We start from the raw sequence: 23,637 nt of genomic DNA, 5'->3' as shown, positions 1-23,637 counted from the left end.
ACTGCCGCTTCGCACTGCGGGGCTTGCTCTGTGCTGATTACTGGATATACTGACAGTTAACTGTATAAACAGACAGGTCTCATCATGAAAGCCCTAACTCCCCGCCAGTCTCAGGTGCTGGACATCATCAAGGATCATATTCAGCAAACCGGCATGCCACCCACCCGAGTGGAAATCGCCAAGGTGCTGGGGTTCAAGTCTGCCAATGCCGCCGAAGAACACCTCAAGGCCCTGGCCAAAAAGGGCGTGATTGAAATGATGCCCGGCACGTCACGGGGCATTCGTCTCGCCGGTGAAGAAGCAGAGCAAGAGCCGGGCCTGCCGCTGATTGGCCGGGTGGCCGCCGGCGAACCCATACTGGCGCAGCAACACATAGAAAGCCACTATCAGCTCGATCCGGGCCTGTTTCATCCGTCGGCCGACTTTCTGCTGCGGGTGCAGGGCATGAGCATGAAAAACATCGGCATTATGGACGGCGATCTGCTGGCAGTGCACAAGGTGCAGGAAGCCCGCAACGGCCAGGTAGTAGTGGCCCGCCTCGACGACGAAGTCACCGTAAAGCGCTTTCAGCGCAAGGGCAACAAGGTCAGCCTGTTGCCCGAAAATGAAGAGCTCTCACCCATTGAAGTAGATCTGCGCACTCAGGAACTGATTATTGAAGGCCTGGCCGTAGGCGTGATTCGCAACGGCGACTTCTGAGCCGCTTCTTGATTCGGCAGGCCGCTGTCTCATCATGGCCTGCCAATCCCCAATCCCCAATCCCCAATCCCCAATCCCCAATCCCCAATCCCCAATCCCCAATCCCCAATCCCCAATCTCCGCTTTTACATTTTACATTTTCTTAACTGCTGCTTTACTTAAAACACCGAATGGAAGCATGTAGTCATTTGGGTAAAACCGCCGAGTACTCCGGTTTACAGGATGAAACAATTGGGGGTGCACGTGAAGCCTATTCTGCCGCTGTGGCCATTACTGGCCGTTATGCCTGCACAAGCGCAAACACGCCTTAACATGACCGAAGGGGTCACCGATATCAGCCAGCAGGTATACGGGCTGCACATGACCATTCTGGCCATTTGCGCCGTTATTGGCCTGGTGGTGTTCGGCATTATGTTCTGGGCCATGATCCATCACCGCAAATCCAAAGGGGCCCGGGCGGCCCAGTTTCACGAAAGCACCAGGGTCGAAATTCTCTGGACCCTTATTCCCTTCGTTATTCTTATCGCCATGGCAGTGCCCGCCACCAAAACCCTGGTGGCCATGGAAGACGCGTCCGAGTCGGATCTCACCGTCCAGATCACCGGCTCCCAATGGAAATGGCACTACAAATATTTTAATGAAGGCGTCGAGTTCTACAGCCTGCTGGCCACCATGCCCGAGCAGATTCAGGGGCAAATCAACAAGGGCGAAAATTACCTGCTGGAAGTGGATCAGCCCCTGGTGCTGCCCACGGATCGCAAGGTGCGTTTTCTGATCACCTCCGACGACGTAATCCACTCCTGGTGGATGCCTGCTTTTGCGGTAAAAAAGGACGCCGTGCCCGGTTTTATTAATGAAGCCTGGACCCGCATCAATGAGCCCGGCCTTTATCGCGGCCAGTGCGCCGAGCTGTGCGGCAAGGATCACGGCTTTATGCCTATCGTCGTTGATGCCCGCGCGCCGGAAGAGTTTGACGGCTGGCTGGCTCAGCTGAAAACCGAGCAGGCCGAGGCTAAAGCTGCCGAGCAGGATCTGCTGGGCATGGAAATGAGCATGGAAGAATTGATGACCCTGGGTGAACAGGTATATCAGAAAGCCTGCGCCGCCTGTCATCAGCCCGGCGGCACCGGCCTGCCCGGTGTGTTTCCGGCGCTCAAGAGCAGTGAGCTGGTGCTGAACGACCGCGCCGCCCATATAGATATAGTGCTGTACGGCAAGGCCGGTACCGCCATGCAGAGCTTTGACAAACAGCTGACGCTGAAAGAGCTGGCAGCGGTCATCACCTATGAGCGTAACGCCTGGGGCAACAACACCGGTGACTTGGTGCAGCCCAAAGACATTGATCAGGCCCGGCAGGGACAATAGGGGGCAGCATGACACAGATGGATCGCACGGAAACCGCCGACATTCACCTCACTGGTGATGAACATCATCACGGCCCCGCCAGGGGCATAGGCCGCTGGCTGTTTACCACCAACCACAAAGACATTGGCACCATGTATCTGCTGTTCAGCCTCACCATGTTCTTTGTGGGCGGGGCCATGGCCATGGTAATCCGGGCCGAGCTGTTTCAGCCCGGGCTGCAGCTGGTGGAGCCCAACTTCTTTAACCAGATGACCACCATGCACGGCCTGGTGATGATCTTCGGTGCCGTCATGCCGTCTTTTGTGGGGCTGGCCAACTGGATGATTCCCATGATGATAGGCGCGCCCGACATGGCACTGCCGCGCATGAACAACTGGAGCTTCTGGATTCTGCCCTTTGCCTTTGTGCTGATGCTGGGCTCCCTGTTTGTGCCCGGCGGCGGCCCCAACTTCGGCTGGACCTTCTACGCGCCCCTGTCTACCACCTATGGCCCCGACAGCACAGCGCTGTTTGTGTTTGCCATTCATATTATGGGCATCAGTTCCATTATGGGGGCCATTAACGTCATTGTGACCATCTGGAACCTGCGAGCGCCGGGCATGACCTGGATGAAGCTGCCCATGTTCTGCTGGACCTGGTTTATTACCGCCTTTCTGCTGATTGCGGTGATGCCGGTGCTGGCGGGGGCTGCCACCATGGTGCTGACCGACAAATACTTCGGCACCAGCTTTTTTGAAGCCGCCGGGGGCGGGGATCCTGTGCTGTTTCAGCATATTTTCTGGTTCTTTGGTCACCCCGAGGTCTACATCATGATATTGCCGAGCTTTGGCATTATCTCGGCCATCATTCCCGCCTTCAGCCGCAAGCGGCTGTTCGGTTATGCCTCCATGGTGTATGCCACCGCCTCCATTGCCGGCCTCAGTTTTCTGGTGTGGGCCCACCATATGTTTACCGTGGGCATGCCGGTGGCGGCGGAGCTGTTCTTTATGTACTGCACCATGCTGATCTCGGTGCCCACCGGGGTCAAGGTGTTCAACTGGGTGGCCACCATGTGGCGGGGCTCCATCAGTTTTGAAGTGCCCATGCTGTTTGCCCTGGCCTTTATTGTGCTGTTTACCATCGGTGGCTTCAGCGGCCTGATGCTGGCCATTACACCGGCGGACTTTCAGTATCACGATACCTATTTTGTGGTGGCGCATTTTCACTATGTGCTGGTAACCGGGGCCATTTTCTCGGTGCTGGCGGCGGTGTATTACTGGCTGCCCAAATGGACCGGCCACATGTTTGATGAACGCCTGGCCAAGTGGCATTTCTGGTGCTCAGTGGTGTCGGTGAATGTGTTGTTCTTTCCCATGCATTTTCTGGGGCTGGGTGGCATGCCCCGGCGCATTCCCGACTACTCGCTGCAGTTTGCCGATATTAACGCCCTGGTCAGCATAGGGGGCTTTGCTTTTGGTCTGTCGCAGCTGTTGCTGCTGGCGGTGGTGATCAAATGTATTCGCGGTGGTGCCAAGGCTGAGGCCAGCCCCTGGGAGGGTGCCGAAGGGCTGGAATGGACAGTGCCGTCACCGGCGCCCTATCACACCTTTGATACGCCCCCCGAGGTGAAATAATGAGCATTGCTAAAAAAGCCGGACAACTGGGGCTGCTGGCCGTGGCCATGTTTGGCTTTGGTTTTGCGCTGGTGCCGCTCTATGACGTTTTTTGTGACATTACCGGGCTTAACGGTAAAACCGACAATACCGCTGCGGTGGCGGCACAGGGTGTAAATGAGCACAGACAGATAACGGTGGAATTTATTACCTACCAGAGTGCCGGCCTGAGAGGGGAGTTTACGCCTTCGGTGCAGCGCCTGAGCGTGCACCCGGGAGAGATGCACAGGGTGGACTTTACCGTCACCAATCCGGGTGTCAGCGGTCAGGTGTTGCGGGCCATTCCGTCGGTGTCGCCGGGGCGGGCAGCAGCCTATCTGCGCAAGACAGAGTGCTTTTGCTTTCAGGAGCAACCGCTGGACGGCCGGGCAACTGCGGTAATGCCCATGACCTTTTATGTGGATGAAGCCCTGCCCGCCGACATAGAGGTGTTCACTCTGTCCTACACCCTTTACGACATCAGCGAGCAGGTGGCTACGCAAGGAGGCAATGATGGCGGTCAAAACGGATAAATATTATGTCCCGGCGCAAAGTCCCTGGCCGCTGACCGGCGCTGTGGGTTTGTTTCTGCTGGCAGCCGGGGCCGGGCTCTGGTCGGCAGGTTTGTGGGGCATTGCCGGCCCTGTGGTGTTTGCCGCCGGCACCCTGGTGATGACCATCATGCTGTTCGGCTGGTTTTCCAATGTGATCAGTGAGTCTCATCAGGGCCTCTACAGCGAGCAGATGGACAGATCCTTTCGCCAGGGCATGACCTGGTTTATTTTCTCGGAAATCATGTTCTTTGGTGCCTTTTTTGGTGCGCTTTTCTATGCCCGTGTATTGTCCGTGCCCTGGCTGGGCGGGGCCGGCAACAATGCCATGACCCACCAGGTGCTGTGGCCCGATTTTCAGCCGGTATGGCCGCTGCTGACCACTCCCGGCGGCATGGAAACCACCGCCATGGGCTGGCTGGGGCTGCCGCTGATCAACACCATGATACTGCTGACCTCATCGGTCACCGTGCATGCGGCGCACCTGGCGCTGCTGCAGCAGCAACGCAGCCGGCTCAAGGCCTGGCTGGGTGCCACTGTGGTGCTGGGGGGGCTGTTTCTCGGCCTGCAGGTGTGGGAATACGTGCATGCCTATCAGGATCTGGGGCTGCGGCTCGACTCGGGCATTTATGGCAATACCTTTTTTCTGCTGACCGGTTTTCACGGTGCTCACGTCACCCTGGGCACCATAATGCTGTTTATTATGTGGCTCAGGGTCAACAAGGGGCATTTTACGCCGGCCCAGCATTTTGGCTTTCAGGCCAGCAGCTGGTACTGGCATTTTGTGGATGTGGTCTGGCTGTGCCTGTTTGTCTTTGTCTATATTTTATAAGTGTTTCAAACGGTGCTTAAAATGGCGTTGGCTTGGTGCTCAGCACACCGGTGGCCAGCGCGATGATCAGCAGCAGCAGGACAAGCCCGGCACACCAGAGCCGGCGGCCGATGTAGCGGGCCATCAGCGCCGGATCCCGATGGCTGAGCATGGCTTTCAGGCCCAGCATCAGGTTACCGATCATTAATAACAACAATAATATTATCAGTAGTTTAAGAAGCATATATACGGGCGTAACAAAAGGATGTGAGCCTTGAGTATAGGAAAACGCAGCGGATTACTGGTATTAACCGCAGCCATCTCCGGGCTGATGGTATTCATGGGCATCTGGCAGCTGTCCCGGGCCGATGAAAAGCGCGTGCTGCTGGAGCAGTGGCAGCAGCGCAGCGGCATTCGGCTGGAGCTGAAAGAAGCCATGACCATGGAGCAGCCCTTTGGTTATGAGCTGCAGGCCGGTGGTGTGTTTCTCGCCGGCGGCGAGCTGTTTCTGGATAACCAGATTGAAAACGGCCGGCCCGGCTATCGCCGCATTATGCCGCTGCAAACCGCACTGGGGCTGCTGGCGGTAGACACCGGCTGGTGGCCGGCCAGTGCCGATCGTGGCCAATTGCCTGTTACTCCCGCCCTTGATGATGGCCCGGTGCAGCTCAGCGGTGTGCTGGTACGTCCCTGGCAGCCACCGCTGAGTTTTGGTAATGAACCCAATACAGATTCCCGTCGGGTAGTCAGCCTGGCCCCTGAGTTACTGGCTGCACACTGGGGTCAGCCGGTACTGCCCATGGTGCTGAAAACCGATATGAACGCCGGCCAGTGGCAGCCGGTAGTGATGGGGCCGGAAAAACACCTTGGCTATGCGGTGCAATGGTTTGCCATGACCGCAGCCATCTGGCTGGCGGCAATATGGTGGTATCGGAGGCCTTATGATGAAACATAAACCGGTATTGGCCCTGGTGGCCGTGTTTTTACTTCCTCCGCTGCTGGCCTGGCTGGTGCTGGCCAAAGGCTGGTTTACGCCCGGCGTAACCGGCCATGGTGAATGGGTTAAAGGTAACATCAGTGCCGCCGGCCAGTGGCGGCTGGTGCTGGTAACCGACGAGCCCTGTGACTACTGCGCACCGGCCAAAAGCCTGCTGCATAATCTGGATCTGGCGCTGGGCCGCAACGAGGGCAGGGTGATGGTGACCGAGCAGCCCGCTGATGAATTGCTGGAGGCTGGCTTTGTCTATATTGCCGATCCGCCGGGGTTGCTGGTGATGCGCTACCCCATGGACAAGAGCGCAGAACAGAACCGCCATACCGGCAAGGCACTGCTGGAAGACCTGCGCCGCCTGCTGAAATATTCCCGGGCCGGATAAGGAGGCTGCATGCGTGCATTATGTGGCTTTGCCTTTGTGCTGACCCTGGTGGTGGTGCTGCTGGGAGCCTTTACCCGGCTCACCGATGCCGGCCTGGGCTGCCCCGACTGGCCCGGCTGCTACGGCTTCAATTATGTACCCGCCAGTGCCGGTGAACATGCCCTGGCCGCCGAGCGCTTTCCCGATGCGCCGCTGGAAGTGACCAAGGCGCGCAATGAAATGATCCACCGCTATGCCGCCGGCACTCTGGGGCTGACCATTTTAGTGATGGCGCTGGTGTCGCTCAGACCTGCCAACCGCCGTTACCGGCTGCCCGCCTTTTTGTTGCTGGCGCTGGTGTTGGGGCAGGCGACCCTGGGCATGCTGACGGTGACCCTGAATTTAATGCCCTTTGTGGTGATGGGGCATTTGCTGGGCGGCTTTACCATACTGGCACTGTTGTTCTGGCTATGGTGCCGGCAGGGAGCGTACAAGGGACCCCAGCCAAAGATGCAGGGCGTGAGCAGATTGTTCCGGCTGGCGCTGGCGGCGCTGGTGCTGCAGATTGCCCTTGGTGGCTGGACGGCGGCCAACTATGCCGCTCTGGCCTGCACCGAGCTGCCGGTATGTCAGGGCGACTGGCTGAGCCAGTGGCAGTGGAGTGCCTTTCATCCTCATGGCATGCCCGCAGAAACCTACCAGTATGGCGTGCTCAGCCAGCTGGAGCGGGCCACCATTCATGCCGCTCACCGGCTGTGGGCCATGGTCACCGCCGTGCTGTTGCTGGCCCTGGCCCGGCAGCTTGGTCGTCATCCCGGCTTGCGCCTCTGGGGGCTGGCGCTGGGGCTGATGGTGCTGCTGCAGCTGGCGCTGGGCGTGGCCAATGTGGTACTGCACCTGCCGTTGTGGGTAGCGGTGGCTCATAACGGCGGTGCTGCCGTATTGCTGTTGATTTTAACCGGAACGGGAGAGCGCCTGGGGCGCTTTGGGGAGGAAAAATGGCAAGAAGCCTGGCAATTTTCACCAGCCGGTCACACATCTGGCAGGACTATTTCGCACTGACCAAACCCAGGGTGGTGGCGCTTATTTTGCTGACCGCCGTGGTGGGCATGTTTCTGACCGAGGTGCTGCCGTCGGTGCAGACGCTGGTGGCGGCAACGGCAGGCATTGGTCTGATGGCGGGCGGCGCGGCGGCGATTAATCATGTGCTGGACCGGCGCATCGACATTAAAATGGCGCGCACTCATCACAGACCAGTGGCGCAAGGCAGGGTAGCCACGCCCAGGGCACTGGCGTTTGCGCTGGCGCTCTCGGCCATCGGTCTGATCATATTACTGTTGTTTGTTAATGCGCTCACCGCCTGGCTGACCCTGGCCTCCTTACTGGGTTATGCGGTGGTGTATACGGTCTGGCTGAAGCGGGCCACGCCGCAAAATATTGTGATTGGCGGTCTGGCGGGGGCCATGCCGCCACTGCTGGGCTGGACGGCGGTCAGTGGTGAGTTTCACGGTTATACGTTGTTGCTGGTGATGATTATCTTTACCTGGACGCCGCCGCACTTCTGGGCCCTGGCCATTCACCGGCGGGACGATTATGCCAAGGCCGATATTCCCATGTTGCCGGTCACTCACGGCATTGAGTTCACCAAAACCTGTGTGCTGCTCTATACCCTGCTGCTGACCCTGGTATGTCTGCTGCCCTGGGTGGTGGGCATGTCGGGGCCGGCCTATCTGCTGGGTTCGCTGGTGCTGAATCTGCGCTTTATGCAGTGGGCCTGGCGGCTCAAGTTTAGACCCGGGCCGCAAACCGCATTACAATGTTTCCGCTTTTCAATCAGTCACCTGATGTGGCTGTTTGTTCTTATTCTGGCGGATCACTGGATAGACTATGGCTAACACAAACAAGCTGATTTGGTTACTGGCGCTGACCCTGCTGGTGGCAGGCACGCTGAGCGGCATTGCCTGGTATAACAACCGGGCCAATACCCTGACAGAAGCCGTAGTGGTATACCCCGAGCCCCGGCCCCTGAGCAATATTGCGCTTACCGACGCCGACGGTCAGCCTTTTACCGAAACTCAGCTGCAGGATCACTGGAGCCTGGTGTTTGTGGGCTATACCTTTTGTCCGGATATCTGCCCGACTACCCTGTCGGATCTGTCCCGCATCTACCCCGAGCTGATGCAATTAAGTGACAAGGCTCAGGTTGTGTTTGTGTCGGCGGATCCCGAGCGGGATACGCCGGAGCGACTCAAAGCCTATACCGCCCATTTTAATTCGGCATTTATCGCTGCCACTGCCGAACACGATAAGCTGATGCCGGCGGTACAGCAGCTGGGGTTGATTTATGGCGTGCACGAGCGTGGCGAACAAGACTATCTGGTGGATCACTCCGCCTCTGTGTCTCTGGTTAACCCCAACGGCGAGCTGCATGCCTCGTTCCGCCCGGTATTTGATGAAGGCAGCGGCATTCCGCTGGTGGATGGCCAGCTGCTGCTGCAGGACTTTGAGCGTATTGTAAAACGCTGGCACGACTGATTTTTTACTGCGTAATAACGAGCTTTTCTTGACGACTTCTTTTCTGAATGCCCGCCGGCATGGCCAGGTGTTTGCCCTGGCCATGCCCATGGTGCTGTCCAATATTACCGTACCGTTGCTGGGGCTGGTTGATACCGTGGTTATCGGCCATCTGGAGCAGCCGTATTATCTGGGTGGCGTGGCGGTGGGTGCGGCCATTATCAGCCTGCTGTTTTTTCTGCTGGGCTTTCTGCGTATGTCTACCACCGGGCTTACTGCTCAGGCCTTTGGTGCCCGCCGGAAGCAGGAGCTGCTGGGCGTGCTGGTGCGTGCCCTGGTGCTGGCCTGGGGGCTGGCATTGGCGTTATTGTTGTTGCAGGTTCCCATTATCGAGCTGGCGTTCCGGCTGGCGGGTGCCAGCGCCGAGGTAGAAACCTATGGCCGGCAATATGTGAGTGTGCGCATCTGGAGCGCGCCGGCGGCGCTCACCAACCTAGTGCTGCTGGGCTGGCTGCTGGGCAATCAGAATGCCAGAGCGCCCATGTGGCTGCTGATCCTCGGTAACGGGGCCAATATAGTACTGGATATCTGGTTTGTGGTGGGGCTGGGCTGGCAGGTCAAAGGAGCCGCTGCCGCCTCTGTGCTGGCGGACTATGCCGCCATGGCACTGGGTGCCTGGCTGGTGTGGCGCACCCTCAAGCGTCGCGACACAGTGCCGGCTCCGGGCTTTTGGCAAAACGCTCTGAGTATTGATGCCTTTCGCCGGTTGCTGGGGCTGAACCGGGATATTTTTATTCGTGCGCTCTGCCTGCAGCTGACCTTTGTGTTTATGACCTTTCAGGGTGCCCGGCTGGGCGATGCGGTGGTGGCTGCCAATGCGGTGCTGATGAATTTTCTGATGTTTATCTCCTACGGCATGGACGGTTTTGCCTACGCCGCCGAAGCCATGGTGGGCAAGGCCATTGGCCGGGGCAGCCGGCGGCACTTTCGGCTGGCCTGCGGCCTTAATCTGTTCTGGGGCCTGCTTGTGGCGGTGCTGTTTACCCTGGTGTTCTGGCTGGCGGGCAAGCCGCTGGTTGGGCAAATCACCAGCATTGAGTCGGTACAACAACAGGCCTATGGCTTTCTGCCCTGGCTGGTGGCCATGCCGCTGGTGTCCTGCTGGTGCTTTGTGCTGGACGGTATTTTTATTGGAGCCACTCAGGGCCGGGCCATGCGCAATATGATGCTGGTGTCCACTTTGGGGGTATTCTTTCCGGTGTGGTGGCTGAGTCAGAGTCTAGGCAATCATGCCCTCTGGCTGGCCATGTTGTGTTTTATGGCAGCCCGGGGTCTGACCCTGGGCTGGGCCTGGTGGCAACTGGACCAGCGCCGCGCTTTTGTGCCCGACGGGCTGCCCGCAAAGAGATAATACATGTTTGACATTGCTTTGTATGAGCCGGAGATTGCACCCAATACCGGCAATATTATGCGCCTGGTGCGCAATAACGGCTGCCGGCTACATCTGATAGAGCCGTTGGGATTCAGCCTGGATGAGAAACGACTGCGCCGGGCCGGGCTGGATTACACCGATTATGGCCAAATCACCCTGCACAAAGACTATGCCGCCTTTGTGCAGGCCATGGCTGGCCGGCGCATTTTTGCCTGCACCACCAAGGGCAGCCGCCATCATCATGAGGCAAGCTATCAGCCCGGTGATGTACTGCTGTTTGGCCCCGAGACCCGGGGGCTGCCTGTTGAGGTGCTGGCCAGCATTGAGCTGGATTGTCGCATTCGCATTCCCATGCAGCCCGACAGCCGCAGCCTGAATTTGTCCAACGCGGTGGCGGTGATCAGCTACGAGGCCTGGCGGCAACATGACTTTGCGGGGGCGCTCGACTTATGACTCAGTCTTATTCCCGTCTGGTCACCACGGCGGCACTGGCAGCCACTCTGGTTGCCGGACTTTTAATTATTGCCAAGCTGGGAGCCTGGTTTTATACCGGCTCCGCCAGCATGCTGGCTTCTCTTACCGATTCATTGCTGGATATCAGTGCTTCTCTGGTGAACCTGATGGCCATTCGCTATGCCCTTGTTCCTGCAGATGAAGATCACCGTTTTGGTCATGGCAAGGCAGAGTCGCTGGCGGGTCTTGCCCAGTCTGCTTTTATCAGTGGCTCGGCAGTATTTCTGATTATTAATGGTATTTCCCGGTTACTGAATACTCAGGTGGTGGAGCGGCCGCAAGCCGGTATCTGGGTGATGGTATTTTCGCTGGTGCTGACCCTGGCGCTGATCAGCTTTCAGCAGTATGTGATTAAACGGACTCAGTCGGTGGCTATCAAGGCGGACCAGCTGCACTATCGTTCTGATATTTTACTAAATGTGGCTGTGTTGGCGGCCATTGTATTGTCCTGGCTGGGCTGGCACTGGGCCGACGGATTGTTTGCCGTGCTGATTGGCGGCCATATTTTGTATGGTGCCTTGAAAATTGGCTATGATTCCGCGCAAATGTTGCTCGACAGACGGTTGCCCGATGAAGAGCAAAAGCGCATTATGGAATGCTGTCTGGCAGTGAAAGGGGTGCGGGGGCTACATGATCTGCGCACTCGGCGTTCTGGCCCGACCCGATTTATTCAGCTTCACCTGGAGCTTGATGATCAGCTTCCTCTGGTACATGCTCACCGCATTGCCGACATCGCCGAGCAAGCGTTGCGTGAGCTGTTTCCTGACGCCGATATCATTATCCACATGGATCCTGTTTCGGTAGTACCTTTCGACAAGCGGCTCGAAAGCGAGTGAACATACATTTTAAAAACAAGGTTTTACCCATGGAAGACGGCATTCAATCCAGAACCTGGTTGCGTATTCGTGAAGAAGCTCAGCGCATGATCGCGGAAGAGCCCATGCTGGGCAGCTTTTTTCACTCCACCATTCTGAACCACGATACCCTTAAATGCTCCCTGAGTTTTATTCTGGCCAACAAGCTGGACAGCAACGTGATGCCAGCTATTTGTCTGCGGGAAATTATCGAGGGAGCACTGGATGAAGAGCCTGCCATTCTGGATACGATAGCCGCCGATATTTGTGCAGTACAGGAGCGGGATCCGGCAGTGGATTTGTTTTCTACCCCGTTGTTGTATCTGAAAGGCTTTCACGCCCTGCAGGGCTACCGGGTAGCCAACTGGCTGTGGCATCATCATCGCCGCGCGCTGGCCACCTACCTGCAGAATCAGATTTCAGTGGTATTTGGCGTGGATGTACATCCGGCAGCACGCATCGGCAAGGGTATTATGTTTGACCATGCCACCGGCATAGTGGTGGGAGAGACAGCAGTAATAGAAGACGATGTGTCCATTTTGCAGAGTGTGACTCTGGGTGGCACCGGTAAGGAAGGCGGCGATCGCCATCCCAAGATCCGTGAAGGGGTCATGATTGGTGCCGGTGCTAAAATTCTGGGCAATATTGAAGTGGGTAAAGGGGCCAAAATTGGTGCCGGCAGTGTAGTGCTGGATCCGGTTCCTGCTCACACCACGGTAGCCGGTGTGCCGGCCAGGGTGGTAGGCCGGCCCGGTTCAGACAAGCCTTCTTTTGATATGAGTCAGAATATCTGACGCCAACAGGCAGATTTTTGCGCCAATTGCGCTTGTGCTTCATATGGCATCTTGTTGTCATCCTGAGGCCAAGGTATGCTCGACGGTGTGTGGCCCGATGGCCGGTAAACGTGAATTACAGGGGTTAGAACATGTCTTTTGATGTACTGGAAAAGCTGGAAGCCAAAATCCAGACGGCGGTGGATACCATTTCTTTGCTGCAGATGGAAGTGGACGAGCTGAAAGAGCAGAACGGCAAGCTGGGCGACGAAAACCAGCAGCTGCGTCAGCAGCAGCAAGCCTGGCAAGAGCGCCTGCAGGCACTGCTGGGCAAAATTGACCAGGTAGAAGAAAGCGTCTGATCACCGCTGTTTTCTGTAAAAACGCCGGCTTAAAGCCGGCGTTTTATCATCAGAACAGTATTACTCGATATCGAGGGCTTCCGGCGAGAGAATAATACCTGTGGTGTCGGCGTAGAGATGATCTTCCGGTAAAAAGGTCACGCCGCCAAAGTTGACCGGCACATCCAGTTCACCCATGTTGTTATCGTCGGCGCTCACCGGAATGGACGCCAGTGCCTGAATGCCGATATCGGTTTCTTCCAGCGCATCCACCTCACGTACGCAGCCATAGCAGACAATCCCTTCCCAGCCATTTTCTGCTGCTGTTTCAGCAATGTCCGCATCGATCAATGCACGACGCAGCGAGCCGCCACCGTCGATCAGCAATACACGGCCCACACCGTTCTGCTTTACTGTCTCAAGGATTAAACCGTTAGACTCAAAGCATTTGACGGTCGACACCAGACCGCCAAAAGAGTTACGTCCGCCAAAAGTGGAAAACATGGGTTCAACCACATCGACCATATCAATGTAGGTATCACACAGTTCAGAAGTATTGTATTCCATGGATTCTGCCACGCCTGAAGACAAGATAACCTCAGTATAAAGAGGCGGGAGCGGTTTTCAATCACAATGATGTGACCGCTCCCGTAAACAGCAGATATCAGAGAATAAAGCGGCTCAGATCTTCGTCTTCCACCAGATTCTTCAAATAACGATCTACATAGTCCGCATCTACGGTAATGGTTTCACCGGATTTGTCTGAAGCTTCAAATGAAAGCTCATCCAGCAGGCGTTCCATCACGGTATGCAGCCGGCGGGCACCGATATTTTCGGTGGTTTCGTTCACCCGCCAGGCGGCGTCAGCCAGACGACGAATGCCATCGTCGGTGAATTCGACGTTTACATTTTCGGTGGCCAGCAGTGCCTTGTACTGCTCGGTGAGTGAAGCACTGGGCTCGGTAAGAATACGTTCAAAGTCTTCTGCGGTGAGTGAGCTCAGCTCAACCCGAATGGGCAGACGGCCCTGCAGCTCGGGGATCAAATCCGACGGGCGGGCAACCTGAAAGGCACCGGAAGCGATAAACAGCATGTGGTCAGTACGTACCATACCGTGCTTGGTGTTCACGCTGCTGCCTTCAATCAGTGGCAGTAAATCGCGCTGTACGCCTTCGCGGGATACATCCGGGCCCGAGCTTTCGCCACGTTTACAGATTTTGTCGAACTCATCGATAAAGACGATGCCGTGGTTTTCCACTGCATGAATGGCCTGCTCTTTCAGCTCTTCCGGATTCACCAGCTTGGCGGCTTCTTCTTCCACCAGCAGCTTGAAGGCTTCTTTTATCTTCATTTTGCGCTGTTTGCTGGTGTTGCCTGCCAGATTCTGGAACATGCCCTGCAGCTGGTTGGTCATTTCTTCCATGCCGGGAGGAGCCATGATCTCCACCCCCATCTGCGGTGCAGCTACATTGATTTCGATTTCCTTGTCATCGAGCTGACCTTCCCGCAGTTTTTTGCGGAACAGCTGGCGGCTGCCGCTGTTGTCGGCCTTTTCTTCTTCACCCCAGGTGTTGCGGGGGTTGGGCAGCAGGGCATCAAGCACCCGTTCCTCGGCCGCTTCTTCGGCACGATGGCGATGTTTTTCTACCTGTTGTTCGCGCACCATCTTCATGGCGATATCGGTCAGATCGCGAATAATAGAGTCTACTTCTTTACCTACATAGCCAACTTCGGTGAACTTGGTCGCTTCTACCTTGATAAAGGGCGCATTGGCCAGTTTGGCCAGACGGCGGGCAATTTCGGTTTTGCCCACGCCGGTAGGGCCTATCATCAGAATGTTTTTGGGAGTCACTTCCTGACGCAGTTCGGGCTCAAGCTGCATACGACGCCAGCGGTTGCGCAGGGCAATGGCTACGGCGCGTTTGGCTTCACTCTGGCCAACAATAAAACGGTCCAGCTCGTGAACAATTTCTCTCGGGGTCATTTCAGACATAATTCAATCCTGTTGCAATGGACCGTTACTGGCCGTAGTCGAGTTCTTCAATAGTCTGGTTGCCGTTGGTGTACACGCACACATCGCCGGCAATGGTGAGTGCTTTTTCCACTATGTCCCGGGCATCCATATCGGTATTTTCCAGCAGGGCGCGTGCCGCCGACTGAGCGTAGGGACCGCCGGAGCCGATAGCGATCAGATCCTGCTCGGGCTGTACCACGTCGCCGTTACCGGTAATGATAAAGGAGTGCTTGTCGTCAGCGACCGCCAGCAGGGCTTCCAGCCGGCGCAGAGCGCGGTCGGTCCGCCAGTCTTTGGCCAATGCCACGGCAGCACGCTCCAGATTGCCCTGGTGAGCCTGCAGCTTGGCCTCAAAGCGTTCCAGCAGGGTAAAGGCGTCGGCGGTGCCACCGGCAAAACCGGCCAGTACCTTGCCGTTGTGCAGCCGGTGTACCTTGCGGGCGTTGCCTTTCATTACGGTATTACCAAGAGAAACCTGGCCGTCGCCACCGATAACTACCTTGCCGTTACGGCGAACTGAAACGATTGTTGTCACTGTGAACCTCACTTGACGGTGTTGCCGGCCGGACCGGCGAGAATGTCATGTTCACGAAGATGGGGGCGGGCAGGAAAAACTTCAACCCTGCAGGCGCACTCTTGGGTTGAAGTTGTTTCAGGCAGATCGCTGCGAGACCGCGACTATGATTAGCCCTGCAACAGTATGCAGCCGGTGTTGATGCTGCTCATTTTATGCTTGGCCTGGTCGGCCTTGCGCTTGCTCTCATAGGGACCCATCACCACCCGGTACCAGACACCATTGCTGCCCTCGCTGCGTTTGACTTCCGAGCTGAGACCCTGAAAGGCAATGCGGGCCTTGAGCTGCTCAGCCTGAGCAGAAGAGCGGAATGATCCGCACTGCATGTAATAGATTTTGTCTGGTGCCGCTTCGGGCTTTTTACGTGCTTCTGCGGGTTTGGCCGGGCTGACCACGATTTCCTTGTTTTCCAGTTGCTCTATGTAGCGCCATTTTTCTACTGGTTTTTGATCGATGGGATCCACCTTTTTGGCCGGAGCCTGCGGTGGTTGCTGAGTGGCAGCCGGCGTGGCTGACGGTGAGGTGCCGGCAGAGCCTTTAATCAGAAAAATGATATAGCCCATTCCCCCCAGCAATATCAGAGCAAATATAATGGCCAGCCAGGGAATACTGCGCTCTGGCGCACGACCACGGCTGTTGCCGGTGCGCTTGCTATTACCGCCCTTTTTCTTGGGCGGGCTGCGGCGAACATAATCCCTGGCCATGGCTTACATCCGCTCCAGAGTATCGATGCCCAGCAGGGACAGACCCTGTTGCAGTACCTTGGCGGTGGCGGCGCACAGGCGCAGACGGCTGGCCCGCGCCTCGGCCGGCACGCCCTCCTTATTGATGGGGCAGGCTTCGTAGAAGCTCATAAAGGCACCGGACAGCTCATACAGGTAGAGGCACAGCAGGTGTGGCATACCCTTGTCGGCCACCGACCTGACGGTATCGTTGAACTGCACCAGCTTCTGGGCCAGAGCTTCTTCTGCCGGAGCGTCAATGATGACGTTACCGGTCAGCGCATCGGCACTGACGCCGGCCTTGCGGAAGATGGACTGCACCCGGGTGTAGGCATATTGCAGGTAGGGAGCGGTATTGCCCTCAAACGACAGCATGTTGTCCCAGTCAAAGATATAGTCGGTGGTGCGGCTCTTGGACAGATCGGCATATTTCACCGCAGCCATGGCTACCCGGCTGGCAACCTGAGCTTTTTCTTCGGCGCTGAGATCGGTGTTTTTCTGCTCCAGCAGGGCGGCGGCGCGCTCTTCTGCCTCATCCAGCAAATCTACCAGCTTGATGGTGCCGCCGGAGCGGGTCTTGAACGGACGACCGTCCTTGCCCAGCATCATGCCAAAAGCGTGGTGCTCCAGGCTCATGGAATCGGGAATGTAGCCGGCCTTGCGCACTATGGTCCAGGCCTGCATCAGATGCTGGTGCTGACGGGAGTCGATAAAATACAGGGCACGATCGGCACCCAGCTGCTCATAGCGGTACTTGGCACAGGCAATGTCGGTGGTGGTGTAAAGGAAACCGCCGTCCTTCTTGCGTACTATCACGCCCATGGGGTCGCCGTCTTTGTTCTTGTACTCGTCGAGGTACACCACCAGAGCACCTTCGTCTTCCACCGCCAGGCCTTGTTGCTGCAGATCGGCAACAATGTCGTTGAGCATGGGGTTATACATGCTTTCGCCCATCACATTGGCGGGGGTCAATGATACACCCAGGCGGTCGTATACTTCCTGGTTGTGCTTCAGGGTCACGTCTACCAGCTTTTGCCACATGTTCAGGCAGTATTCATCGCCACCCTGCAGCTTCACCACATAGTTGCGGGCGCGCTCGGCAAAGTCAGCATCGTTGTCATATTGCTGTTTGGATTCCCGGTAAAATTGCTCCAGATCAGACAGACCGGAAGACAGCACGTCCGGGTTTTCCTGCTCCAGCTTTTCCAGATAGGCAATCAGCATGCCGAACTGGGTGCCCCAGTCACCAATGTGATTGGCGCGAATCACTTTATGGCCAAGAAATTCCAGAGTGCGCACCACGGCGTCACCGATAATGGTAGAGCGCAGATGGCCCACGTGCATTTCCTTGGCCACGTTGGGGGCTGAATAATCCACCACCACGGTTTGCGGCTGCTCGGCGGCGGGCACATTGGCACGTTCATCAGCCACCATGGCGTCTATCTGGCCAGCCAGCCAGTTGCTGTCGAGAAAGAAATTGATAAAGCCGGGGCCGGCCAGCTCGGTTTTGGCGACCAGCTCTGAAGCGGGCAGGTTGTCGACCAGCAGCTGGGCCAGGGCGCGGGGGTTCTGTTTGGCCGGTTTGGCCAGCAACAGCGCCAGGTTGGTGGCCAGATCGCCATGGGCCTTGTCTTTGGTGCGGTCTACCTGGATGCGTGGCTCCAGCTCGGCAGGCAGCTTGCCCTGTTGTTTGAGAGTAGAGACCGTCTGCTCAAGCAGCGCTTGAATATGTTCTTTCATTATCAGTTCACCAAAGTTTGAGACAAGGTCGAGCAAAACCCGAGGGGCGTAAATTCTACTCATAACCGGCTTCAAAAACTACCTTGCCGGGGCGACAGGCGTTTGAGTGAAAGCCGGTATTTCATGCACAGGTCATTTTAGAGACAAGAAAAAAGGTGTTTACTGCTTTATATCCCGGTAAGTAACCAAGGAGTCGTCCATGAAACTGGCATTACTTCCTCTTACCCTGCACTTATTACCCGAAGGCAGAGTGCCCTTGCGGATTTTTGAGCCCAGATATGTACGCATGATTGCTGAGGCAGAAAAGGACGATCGCGGCTTTGGCATCGGCATGCTTGAAGATGCGGACGAAACCGGAAAGGGCGACTTGTATATGCTGGGTGCCAGGGTAAAAATCGTGGACTTTTATACGCTTGAAGACGGCATGCTGGGCATTACCGTAGAAGCCACAGAGCGCTTTCGCATTCGCGAGCTGGCAGAGGAGCAGGATGGTCTGTTGCAGGCTGAGGTAGAATTGCTGGATAACTGGCGCTCCTGTGCATTGTCGCCGGTAGAGCAGATTTTGTCCGACAAACTGCAGGAAGTGTTTGAGGAATATCCTGAACTGGCCGCGCTGCACCCCGAGCCGCGCTGGCAGGATGCCGCCTGGCTCACTCAGCGCTGGCTGGAAGTGCTGCCTATCAAGAATGATTATATTCAAATGCTGATGGGGGAGCCCAGCTGCCACCGGGCGCTGACCTTTCTGTTATCCATGATCCGCCCCGACGACGCGCGGCCCGATCAGCAGCACTGAGCCCGGCCTCACCACAGCTCCTGCGGATCAATATCCAGTGACCACCTTACCTTGCGTGCTGCCGGCAGGCTGTCGGCAATGGCCAGTGCATGGCGGCAGGCGCTGGCCAGCTCCCGCCGGCTGTTTGCCTGCAGCAGCATCTGATAACGGTACTGGCCGGCCTTGCGTTCCATGCGCGCACTGAAAGGCCCCAGACACAGCACGGAGGCGGGCAGGGCCGGGGCCAGCTGTTGAGCCAGCGGTACCAGGAACTCCCGGCAGGCCTCGCTCTGAGTGGCCTGGCAGCGAAACAGTGCCTGATAGCTGTAGGGCGGCAGTCCGGCCTGACGGCGCTCTTCCAGCGCGGTGTGGGCAAAATGCCGGTATCCCTGATTTGCCAGATCCTGCAGCAGGGCATGATCCGGATGATGGGTCTGCAGCACCACCCGGCCCGGTTTGCTGGCACGGCCGGCGCGGCCGGCCACCTGAATATACAGCTGAGCCAGACGCTCGGCGGCACGAAAATCACCGGCAAACAGGGCACCGTCCACATCCAGCATGGCCACCAGAGTCACATCGGGAAAATGGTGTCCTTTAGCCAGCATTTGCGTGCCAAGCAAAATCTGGTATTTGCCGGCGCGAATGCCTTCCAGGTGCTGCTCAAAACTGCCCTTGCGGCGCGTGTTGTCCCGGTCGATACGAATGACGTTGTACTGAGGAAACAGCATGGCCAGCGCCTGCTCCACCTGCTCGGTGCCCAGGCCGGTGCCCACCAGCTTGCTGCTGCCACATTGCGGACACTGGGGTGGACGAGGGCGCTGATGGTCGCAATGATGGCAGTGCAGCCGGTTGCCGTTTTTGTGCCAGGTGTAATGAGCATCGCAGCGCTCGCAGTCTGCCAGCCAGCCGCAGTCGTGGCACAGCAGCACAGGCGCATAGCCCCGGCGGTTAAGAAACAGCATGACCTGATTGCCTTTGCCGAGCTCTTCCGCCATCAGCTGCTGCAGCTGGGGCGACAGCCCGGCCTCCAGCTGTACATGGCGGCTGTCCAGCAGCAAATGCTCGGCCACAGTGGCGGTACCCGGCCGCTGGCTGAGAGTAAGCAGCTGGTATTTGCCGGCAGCGGCATTGTGCAGACTTTCAAAACTGGGCGTGGCCGAACCCAGCAGAATGGGAATATTCAGCTGATGAGCGCGCAACAGCGCCAGATCCCGTGCATGATAGCGAAAGCCGTCCTGTTGTTTGAAAGAGCTGTCGTGCTCTTCATCGATAATAATCAGGCCAAGCTGGTCAAAGGGCGTCAGCAATGCGGAGCGGGTACCAATCACAATGGCGGCACTGCCATCCTGGCAGGCCAGCCAGGCGTCGAGCCGTTCCCGCTCGTTCATGGCCGAGTGCAGGGTGCATACCGGCAGAGGAAACCGGCGCTGAAAGCGGGCTATGGTCTGGGGCGTTAGGCCGATTTCCGGCACCATGACCAATACTTGTTTGCCTGCTTTTAATACCGGTTCCATGGCCTGCAGGTAGACTTCGGTCTTGCCTGAGCCGGTAATGCCTTCCAGCAAAAAGGGGCTGAAACGGTTTGCCTGCTGCAGCACGCTTACCGCCAGCGCCTGCTCTGTGGTCAGCCTGGGTTTGACGTCTTCATTAATGGTGACCTTGCCGCGCCAGTGGGTGCGGGCAGGCAGACTTTCCCGCTTTTCTGCCAGCCCTTTTTTGGCCAGGGCATTAAGCGTGGCGGAAGTCACGCCCCGGGCCGCCAGCTCTCCCGGGGTCATGGGAGTGTGTTGCAGCAGCTCATAAGCTTCACGCTGTTTTATTGCCCGGTTCAGGCTGCTGTTATCGCCTTCCAGTGCATGCCAGCTTTCCACCGGCCGGTAACCGGCCTCTTCACCTTTGCGCAGCAGGGTAGGCAGGGCCTGAAAATACACTTCTCCCGGCGGGTGCAGGTAATATTGTGTCGCCCAGGCCAGCAGTTTGCGGTCTGCCTCATTCAGTACAGGCGTGTTGTCGATAACAGCGGTTACCGGCTTAATGCGGGCCGGATCCAGTTCCGTGGTTTGCGGATGACTCAGCACCAGACCCACCAGAGTGCGATTACCAAAAGGCACGCGTACCCGGCAACCTGCTTCGGGCAAAGGCTGCGAACACAGATAATCGAACTCCCGGCGCAGGGGGACGGGCAGTACCACCCGAATCAGAGCCTGTTGTGCCGAAGGCGACATTGCTGATTTTTTCATCCGCATTTTCCTTGCCTGAAAAAAGGCGATCCTATATTATTCGCACCCTTCACAAAACGTGTAACTCTCGTGTGGTGTCTGGCTCAGGATCAGATAGCGACACGGCCTACTGACAGAGGTTGTCCATGAAACAAGGTATCCACCCGGAATACAAAGAAATTGTTGCCAAATGTTCTTGTGGTAATGAGATCAAGACCCGCTCCACCCTGGGCCATGATCTGAACCTGGACGTTTGCTCCTCTTGCCATCCTTTCTTTACCGGCAAGCAGAAAATTCTTGATACCGGCGGCCGTGTTGATCGCTTCAACAAGCGTTTCGGCGTGCTGGGCAGCAAAAAATAAGTTGCTGCACCGGTCTCAAAAAAGCGCCTGCGGGCGCTTTTTTGTTGCCTGTTATTTGCCTTGTAGCCCCATTTCCACCATGGTTAATCAGACTTGCCTGCCTGTGGTGTGCTGCCATGCTGGTTCCTGCCCTATTTTTTCTGCTTTTATTACCCTTTGGCCTTCAGGCCTCCTGCCCGCAATTCTCCAAGTATGAAACTGCAAATGTTAAAAAAGTAATAGACGGAGATACTGTATATCTTGCAGATGGCCGGCGTATTCGTCTGGTGGGAATAGACACACCGGAATTATACAAAAACGGGCGTCTGGCACCTGAGCCCGGTGCAGAGAAAGCACATCGATGGCTGAGTAATAAATTACCAGAAAAGAGTCAAATGAAACTGGTTTTTGCAGTAAAAAGGCGTGATGATTACGGTCGCCTTTTGGCTTATCCACTGACAAATAGCGGACAATTGCTGGTAAAAAGCATGCTGGCAGCCGGATTGGGTGAGTTGATGCTGTTTGAGCCCAACCACAAATACTGGCGCTGTCTCTTGGCGGCCGAGCAACAAGCCCGCCGGCATAACCGTGGCATCTGGTCACGAGCCTTGCCGGCAACGCCTGTAAACCGTCGTTGGCAGCATTTGCTGGTTACGGTGCAAAGTGTGCACGTTCGCCATGACAAGATAACACTGATCAGTCGTAGCGGATTAACGCTGCATTCAGGCAGGCGGCTGCCGGCCATATGGCGCGGTCAGCTGGCCCGGTTAACCCCCGGAGACCGGCTTTTTGTGAGGGGCGAACCGCGCAAACAGAAGGCCGGCTGGCAACTGTGGCTTAACCAGCCCTGGCAGTTTTACCGAGAAAAATAAGTGGATCAGACTGGGCAAGGTGAAAAAAGTTGATTAATATCACATTGTATAAACATTGTGATAAACTTGTTCACAGTGTAATCAAACAAATGTCTACAATCGCATCAGGGTACTCGCAAAATGACCGACTTCCGTCAAAAAGCGCTCGACTATCATGCTTTCCCCAAGCCGGGCAAAATCTCCGTTGAAATCAGCAAGCCGGCGGAAACCGCCAAAGATCTGGCCCTGGCTTACAGCCCGGGTGTGGCCGAGCCGGTGCGCGAAATCGCTGCCGATCCGGAAAATGCCTACAAGTACACTGCCAAAGGCAACCTGGTAGCGGTTATCTCTAACGGTACTGCCATTCTGGGTCTGGGCAACCTGGGCCCGCTGGCTTCCAAGCCGGTAATGGAAGGCAAGGCGCTGCTGTTCAAACGTTTCGCCGGCCTCGACTCCGTGGATATCGAAGTCAAGCATCGCACCACCGAAGAATTTATTCAGACCGTTGAAGCCATCGCTGATACCTTTGGCGGCATCAACCTGGAAGACATCAAGGCACCTGAATGCTTTGAAATTGAAAAAGAGCTGATCGAGCGCTGTAATGTGCCCGTATTCCATGACGACCAGCACGGCACCGCCATTGTTACTGCTGCGGGTCTGATCAACTCGCTGGAAGTGCAGGGTAAGGACATTGCCGATGCGCACATCGTATGTATGGGTGCCGGTGCTGCCGCCGTTGCCTGTATGGAGCTGCTGATCAAGTGCGGCGCTCAGCGTGAAAACATCTACATGCTGGACCGCAACGGCGTTATTCACACTCGTCGTGACGATCTGAACGAGTACAAGGCGCTGTTTGCCAACAACACCGACAAGCGTACTCTGGAAGACGTGATCACCGACGCCGACGTATTTGTAGGCGTGTCCGGCCCCGACGTACTGCCGGCTGAAGCCGTCAAGCTGATGGCTCCGAATCCGGTTATCTTCGCCTGCTCCAACCCGGATCCGGAAATCAAGCCCGAGCTGGCTCACGCCACTCGTCAGGATCTGGTGATGGGTACCGGTCGTTCCGACTTCCCTAACCAGGTGAACAACGTGCTGTGCTTCCCCTTCATCTTCCGCGGTGCTCTGGACGTGCGTGCCACCCGGATCAACGACGAGATGAAAGTGGCTGCCGTAGACGCCATTCGCTCTCTGGCCAAAGAGCCGGTACCTCAGGAAGTGCTGACTGCTTCCGGTTACGACTCTCTGGAATTCGGTAAAGACTATGTGATTCCGAAGCCGATGGATCCGCGCCTGCTGCCTCGTGTAGCCCGCGCTGTGGCCGTGGCCGCCGTGGAATCCGGCGTGGCTCGCATCGCCCTGCCGGAAAACTACATGCTGGACTGAGCCTCAGTCTAAGCAGCAAAAAGGGGAGCTTCGGCTCCCCTTTTTTGTTTGCCCAGCGAAGCTGGCAAACCCGTCAGGTTGAAAGAAACCTGAATCACCCTGACTGAGGGGAAGATAATCCGAATGGCAAGGGCGCTGCGGGCCAACGGCAGGGTCTGAAGGAAGCCATAGGAAGTCAG

General features: G+C 56.8%; 26 protein-coding genes. 19 read left to right on the top strand and 7 right to left on the bottom strand.

Going from position 1 to position 23,637, the window contains the following annotated elements; translation table 11 throughout:
• The first annotated feature begins 84 nt into the window (after window positions 1-84).
• The 5 genes from lexA to R0I78_RS12985 all read left to right on the top strand — a co-directional run bounded on the left by lexA (window position 85) and on the right by R0I78_RS12985 (window position 5,078).
• Window positions 85-699: a transcriptional repressor LexA gene (gene lexA / locus R0I78_RS13005; protein ID WP_026344800.1), complete on the top strand. Its 615-nt coding sequence runs from the start codon at window positions 85-87 to the stop codon at window positions 697-699.
• A 222-nt stretch (window positions 700-921) separates the two neighbouring features.
• On the top strand, window positions 922-2,064 hold the full coding sequence (gene coxB / locus R0I78_RS13000) for a cytochrome c oxidase subunit II (protein ID WP_410506586.1): 1,143 nt from the start codon (window positions 922-924) through the stop codon (window positions 2,062-2,064).
• 17 nt (window positions 2,065-2,081) lie between these two features.
• On the top strand, window positions 2,082-3,677 hold the full coding sequence (gene ctaD, locus R0I78_RS12995) for a cytochrome c oxidase subunit I (protein WP_317075693.1): 1,596 nt from the start codon (window positions 2,082-2,084) through the stop codon (window positions 3,675-3,677).
• Entirely contained in the window at window positions 3,677-4,228 is a 552-nt protein-coding gene (locus R0I78_RS12990; protein ID WP_317075627.1) for a cytochrome c oxidase assembly protein, read from the top strand. Before ctaD ends, R0I78_RS12990 begins: the two co-directional genes overlap by 1 nt.
• The gene (locus tag R0I78_RS12985) at window positions 4,209-5,078 is read left to right on the top strand and encodes a cytochrome c oxidase subunit 3 (protein WP_019934786.1); all 870 of its coding nucleotides are present in this window, start codon (window positions 4,209-4,211) and stop codon (window positions 5,076-5,078) included. The genes R0I78_RS12990 and R0I78_RS12985 overlap by 20 nt, the downstream gene beginning before the upstream one ends.
• A 16-nt stretch (window positions 5,079-5,094) precedes the next feature.
• On the opposite strand, the gene R0I78_RS12980 is transcribed toward R0I78_RS12985, so the two are convergent.
• Window positions 5,095-5,301, bottom strand: coding sequence for a DUF2909 family protein (locus tag R0I78_RS12980; RefSeq protein WP_040614565.1), 207 nt, complete (start codon window positions 5,299-5,301; stop codon window positions 5,095-5,097).
• Window positions 5,302-5,331: 30 nt separating this feature from the next.
• Here R0I78_RS12980 and R0I78_RS12975 point away from each other — a divergent pair, with 30 nt between their 5' ends.
• From R0I78_RS12975 to R0I78_RS12930, 10 genes are all read left to right on the top strand, one after another.
• Window positions 5,332-6,012, top strand: coding sequence for an SURF1 family protein (locus tag R0I78_RS12975; protein WP_317075626.1), 681 nt, complete (start codon window positions 5,332-5,334; stop codon window positions 6,010-6,012).
• Complete coding sequence (locus R0I78_RS12970; RefSeq protein ID WP_317075625.1) at window positions 5,999-6,433, top strand: hypothetical protein; 435 nt, start codon at window positions 5,999-6,001, stop codon at window positions 6,431-6,433. Before R0I78_RS12975 ends, R0I78_RS12970 begins: the two co-directional genes overlap by 14 nt.
• Window positions 6,434-6,442: 9 nt before the next feature.
• Complete coding sequence (locus R0I78_RS12965; protein WP_317075624.1) at window positions 6,443-7,474, top strand: COX15/CtaA family protein; 1,032 nt, start codon at window positions 6,443-6,445, stop codon at window positions 7,472-7,474.
• The gene (cyoE, locus tag R0I78_RS12960; RefSeq protein WP_317075623.1) at window positions 7,411-8,307 is read left to right on the top strand and encodes a heme o synthase; all 897 of its coding nucleotides are present in this window, start codon (window positions 7,411-7,413) and stop codon (window positions 8,305-8,307) included. Before R0I78_RS12965 ends, cyoE begins: the two co-directional genes overlap by 64 nt.
• Window positions 8,300-8,947: an SCO family protein gene (locus R0I78_RS12955; protein WP_317075622.1), complete on the top strand. Its 648-nt coding sequence runs from the start codon at window positions 8,300-8,302 to the stop codon at window positions 8,945-8,947. Before cyoE ends, R0I78_RS12955 begins: the two co-directional genes overlap by 8 nt.
• A 28-nt stretch (window positions 8,948-8,975) precedes the next feature.
• Window positions 8,976-10,337, top strand: coding sequence for an MATE family efflux transporter DinF (gene dinF, locus R0I78_RS12950; protein ID WP_317075621.1), 1,362 nt, complete (start codon window positions 8,976-8,978; stop codon window positions 10,335-10,337).
• Between the two features lie 3 nt (window positions 10,338-10,340).
• The gene (locus R0I78_RS12945) at window positions 10,341-10,811 is read left to right on the top strand and encodes a tRNA (cytidine(34)-2'-O)-methyltransferase (protein WP_317075620.1); all 471 of its coding nucleotides are present in this window, start codon (window positions 10,341-10,343) and stop codon (window positions 10,809-10,811) included.
• Window positions 10,808-11,707 (top strand): CDF family cation-efflux transporter FieF, encoded by a 900-nt coding sequence (gene fieF, locus R0I78_RS12940; RefSeq protein WP_317075619.1) that lies wholly within the window; start codon window positions 10,808-10,810, stop codon window positions 11,705-11,707. The genes R0I78_RS12945 and fieF overlap by 4 nt, the downstream gene beginning before the upstream one ends.
• Before the next feature lie 29 nt (window positions 11,708-11,736).
• Window positions 11,737-12,519: a serine O-acetyltransferase gene (cysE, locus tag R0I78_RS12935; RefSeq protein WP_019934797.1), complete on the top strand. Its 783-nt coding sequence runs from the start codon at window positions 11,737-11,739 to the stop codon at window positions 12,517-12,519.
• 131 nt (window positions 12,520-12,650) lie between these two features.
• Window positions 12,651-12,860, top strand: a complete 210-nt coding sequence (locus R0I78_RS12930) for a cell division protein ZapB (RefSeq protein ID WP_019934798.1) — start codon at window positions 12,651-12,653, stop codon at window positions 12,858-12,860.
• Between the two features lie 60 nt (window positions 12,861-12,920).
• Here the strand turns inward: R0I78_RS12930 and rraA are convergent, their stop codons facing one another.
• From rraA to argS, 5 genes are all read right to left on the bottom strand, one after another.
• A complete protein-coding gene (gene rraA / locus R0I78_RS12925) occupies window positions 12,921-13,406 on the bottom strand; it encodes a ribonuclease E activity regulator RraA (RefSeq protein ID WP_317075618.1) in 486 nt (161 codons plus the stop codon).
• Between the two features lie 97 nt (window positions 13,407-13,503).
• On the bottom strand, window positions 13,504-14,832 hold the full coding sequence (hslU, locus tag R0I78_RS12920; protein WP_019934800.1) for an HslU--HslV peptidase ATPase subunit: 1,329 nt from the start codon (window positions 14,830-14,832) through the stop codon (window positions 13,504-13,506).
• A gap of 25 nt (window positions 14,833-14,857) precedes the next feature.
• Window positions 14,858-15,388 carry an ATP-dependent protease subunit HslV gene (hslV, locus tag R0I78_RS12915; protein ID WP_026344805.1) on the bottom strand — a complete coding sequence of 177 codons (531 nt, stop codon included), beginning with the start codon at window positions 15,386-15,388 and terminating at the stop codon, window positions 14,858-14,860.
• Between the two features lie 149 nt (window positions 15,389-15,537).
• On the bottom strand, window positions 15,538-16,131 hold the full coding sequence (locus R0I78_RS12910) for an SPOR domain-containing protein (protein ID WP_019934802.1): 594 nt from the start codon (window positions 16,129-16,131) through the stop codon (window positions 15,538-15,540).
• Window positions 16,132-16,134: 3 nt separating this feature from the next.
• Complete coding sequence (gene argS, locus R0I78_RS12905) at window positions 16,135-17,889, bottom strand: arginine--tRNA ligase (protein WP_019934803.1); 1,755 nt, start codon at window positions 17,887-17,889, stop codon at window positions 16,135-16,137.
• A 199-nt stretch (window positions 17,890-18,088) separates the two neighbouring features.
• On the opposite strand from argS, the gene R0I78_RS12900 reads away from it, so the two are divergent.
• Complete coding sequence (locus R0I78_RS12900; RefSeq protein ID WP_019934804.1) at window positions 18,089-18,682, top strand: LON peptidase substrate-binding domain-containing protein; 594 nt, start codon at window positions 18,089-18,091, stop codon at window positions 18,680-18,682.
• Window positions 18,683-18,690: 8 nt separating this feature from the next.
• On the opposite strand, the gene priA is transcribed toward R0I78_RS12900, so the two are convergent.
• Window positions 18,691-20,886 carry a primosomal protein N' gene (gene priA, locus R0I78_RS12895; protein ID WP_317075692.1) on the bottom strand — a complete coding sequence of 732 codons (2,196 nt, stop codon included), beginning with the start codon at window positions 20,884-20,886 and terminating at the stop codon, window positions 18,691-18,693.
• A 140-nt stretch (window positions 20,887-21,026) separates the two neighbouring features.
• On the opposite strand from priA, the gene rpmE reads away from it, so the two are divergent.
• The 3 genes from rpmE (at window position 21,027) to R0I78_RS12880 (ending at window position 23,458) form a co-directional block, all read left to right on the top strand.
• A complete protein-coding gene (gene rpmE / locus R0I78_RS12890) occupies window positions 21,027-21,242 on the top strand; it encodes a 50S ribosomal protein L31 (protein ID WP_019934806.1) in 216 nt (71 codons plus the stop codon).
• A 116-nt stretch (window positions 21,243-21,358) separates the two neighbouring features.
• The gene (locus R0I78_RS12885; RefSeq protein ID WP_317075617.1) at window positions 21,359-22,093 is read left to right on the top strand and encodes a thermonuclease family protein; all 735 of its coding nucleotides are present in this window, start codon (window positions 21,359-21,361) and stop codon (window positions 22,091-22,093) included.
• A 120-nt stretch (window positions 22,094-22,213) separates the two neighbouring features.
• A complete protein-coding gene (locus R0I78_RS12880; RefSeq protein WP_317075616.1) occupies window positions 22,214-23,458 on the top strand; it encodes a malic enzyme-like NAD(P)-binding protein in 1,245 nt (414 codons plus the stop codon).
• Window positions 23,459-23,637: the final 179 nt, after the last annotated feature.

It is taken from the genome of Oceanimonas sp. CAM02 (genome assembly GCF_032842915.1).
GTDB classification, from domain to species: Bacteria; Pseudomonadota; Gammaproteobacteria; order Enterobacterales; family Aeromonadaceae; genus Oceanimonas; species Oceanimonas smirnovii.
Note: the sequence above shows the minus strand (reverse complement) of the source record. Positions and strands in the feature narration are given on the sequence as shown.

Bases quoted from the DNA above. Each gene is read 5' to 3' on its own strand.
- lexA (WP_026344800.1), top strand. From the start codon at position 85: ATGAAAGCCCTAACTCCCCGCCAGTCTCAGGTGCTGGACATCATCAAG.
- coxB (WP_410506586.1), top strand. From the start codon at position 922: ATGAAACAATTGGGGGTGCACGTGAAGCCTATTCTGCCGCTGTGGCCA.
- ctaD (WP_317075693.1), top strand. From the start codon at position 2,082: ATGGATCGCACGGAAACCGCCGACATTCACCTCACTGGTGATGAACAT.
- R0I78_RS12990 (WP_317075627.1), top strand. From the start codon at position 3,677: ATGAGCATTGCTAAAAAAGCCGGACAACTGGGGCTGCTGGCCGTGGCC.
- R0I78_RS12985 (WP_019934786.1), top strand. From the start codon at position 4,209: ATGGCGGTCAAAACGGATAAATATTATGTCCCGGCGCAAAGTCCCTGG.
- R0I78_RS12980 (WP_040614565.1), bottom strand. From the start codon at position 5,301: ATGCTTCTTAAACTACTGATAATATTATTGTTGTTATTAATGATCGGT.
- R0I78_RS12970 (WP_317075625.1), top strand. From the start codon at position 5,999: ATGATGAAACATAAACCGGTATTGGCCCTGGTGGCCGTGTTTTTACTT.
- R0I78_RS12965 (WP_317075624.1), top strand. From the start codon at position 6,443: ATGCGTGCATTATGTGGCTTTGCCTTTGTGCTGACCCTGGTGGTGGTG.
- cyoE (WP_317075623.1), top strand. From the start codon at position 7,411: ATGGCAAGAAGCCTGGCAATTTTCACCAGCCGGTCACACATCTGGCAG.
- R0I78_RS12955 (WP_317075622.1), top strand. From the start codon at position 8,300: ATGGCTAACACAAACAAGCTGATTTGGTTACTGGCGCTGACCCTGCTG.
- R0I78_RS12945 (WP_317075620.1), top strand. From the start codon at position 10,341: ATGTTTGACATTGCTTTGTATGAGCCGGAGATTGCACCCAATACCGGC.
- fieF (WP_317075619.1), top strand. From the start codon at position 10,808: ATGACTCAGTCTTATTCCCGTCTGGTCACCACGGCGGCACTGGCAGCC.
- cysE (WP_019934797.1), top strand. From the start codon at position 11,737: ATGGAAGACGGCATTCAATCCAGAACCTGGTTGCGTATTCGTGAAGAA.
- R0I78_RS12930 (WP_019934798.1), top strand. From the start codon at position 12,651: ATGTCTTTTGATGTACTGGAAAAGCTGGAAGCCAAAATCCAGACGGCG.
- rraA (WP_317075618.1), bottom strand. From the start codon at position 13,406: ATGGAATACAATACTTCTGAACTGTGTGATACCTACATTGATATGGTC.
- hslU (WP_019934800.1), bottom strand. From the start codon at position 14,832: ATGTCTGAAATGACCCCGAGAGAAATTGTTCACGAGCTGGACCGTTTT.
- R0I78_RS12910 (WP_019934802.1), bottom strand. From the start codon at position 16,131: ATGGCCAGGGATTATGTTCGCCGCAGCCCGCCCAAGAAAAAGGGCGGT.
- argS (WP_019934803.1), bottom strand. From the start codon at position 17,889: ATGAAAGAACATATTCAAGCGCTGCTTGAGCAGACGGTCTCTACTCTC.
- R0I78_RS12900 (WP_019934804.1), top strand. From the start codon at position 18,089: ATGAAACTGGCATTACTTCCTCTTACCCTGCACTTATTACCCGAAGGC.
- priA (WP_317075692.1), bottom strand. From the start codon at position 20,886: ATGTCGCCTTCGGCACAACAGGCTCTGATTCGGGTGGTACTGCCCGTC.
- rpmE (WP_019934806.1), top strand. From the start codon at position 21,027: ATGAAACAAGGTATCCACCCGGAATACAAAGAAATTGTTGCCAAATGT.
- R0I78_RS12885 (WP_317075617.1), top strand. From the start codon at position 21,359: ATGCTGGTTCCTGCCCTATTTTTTCTGCTTTTATTACCCTTTGGCCTT.
- R0I78_RS12880 (WP_317075616.1), top strand. From the start codon at position 22,214: ATGACCGACTTCCGTCAAAAAGCGCTCGACTATCATGCTTTCCCCAAG.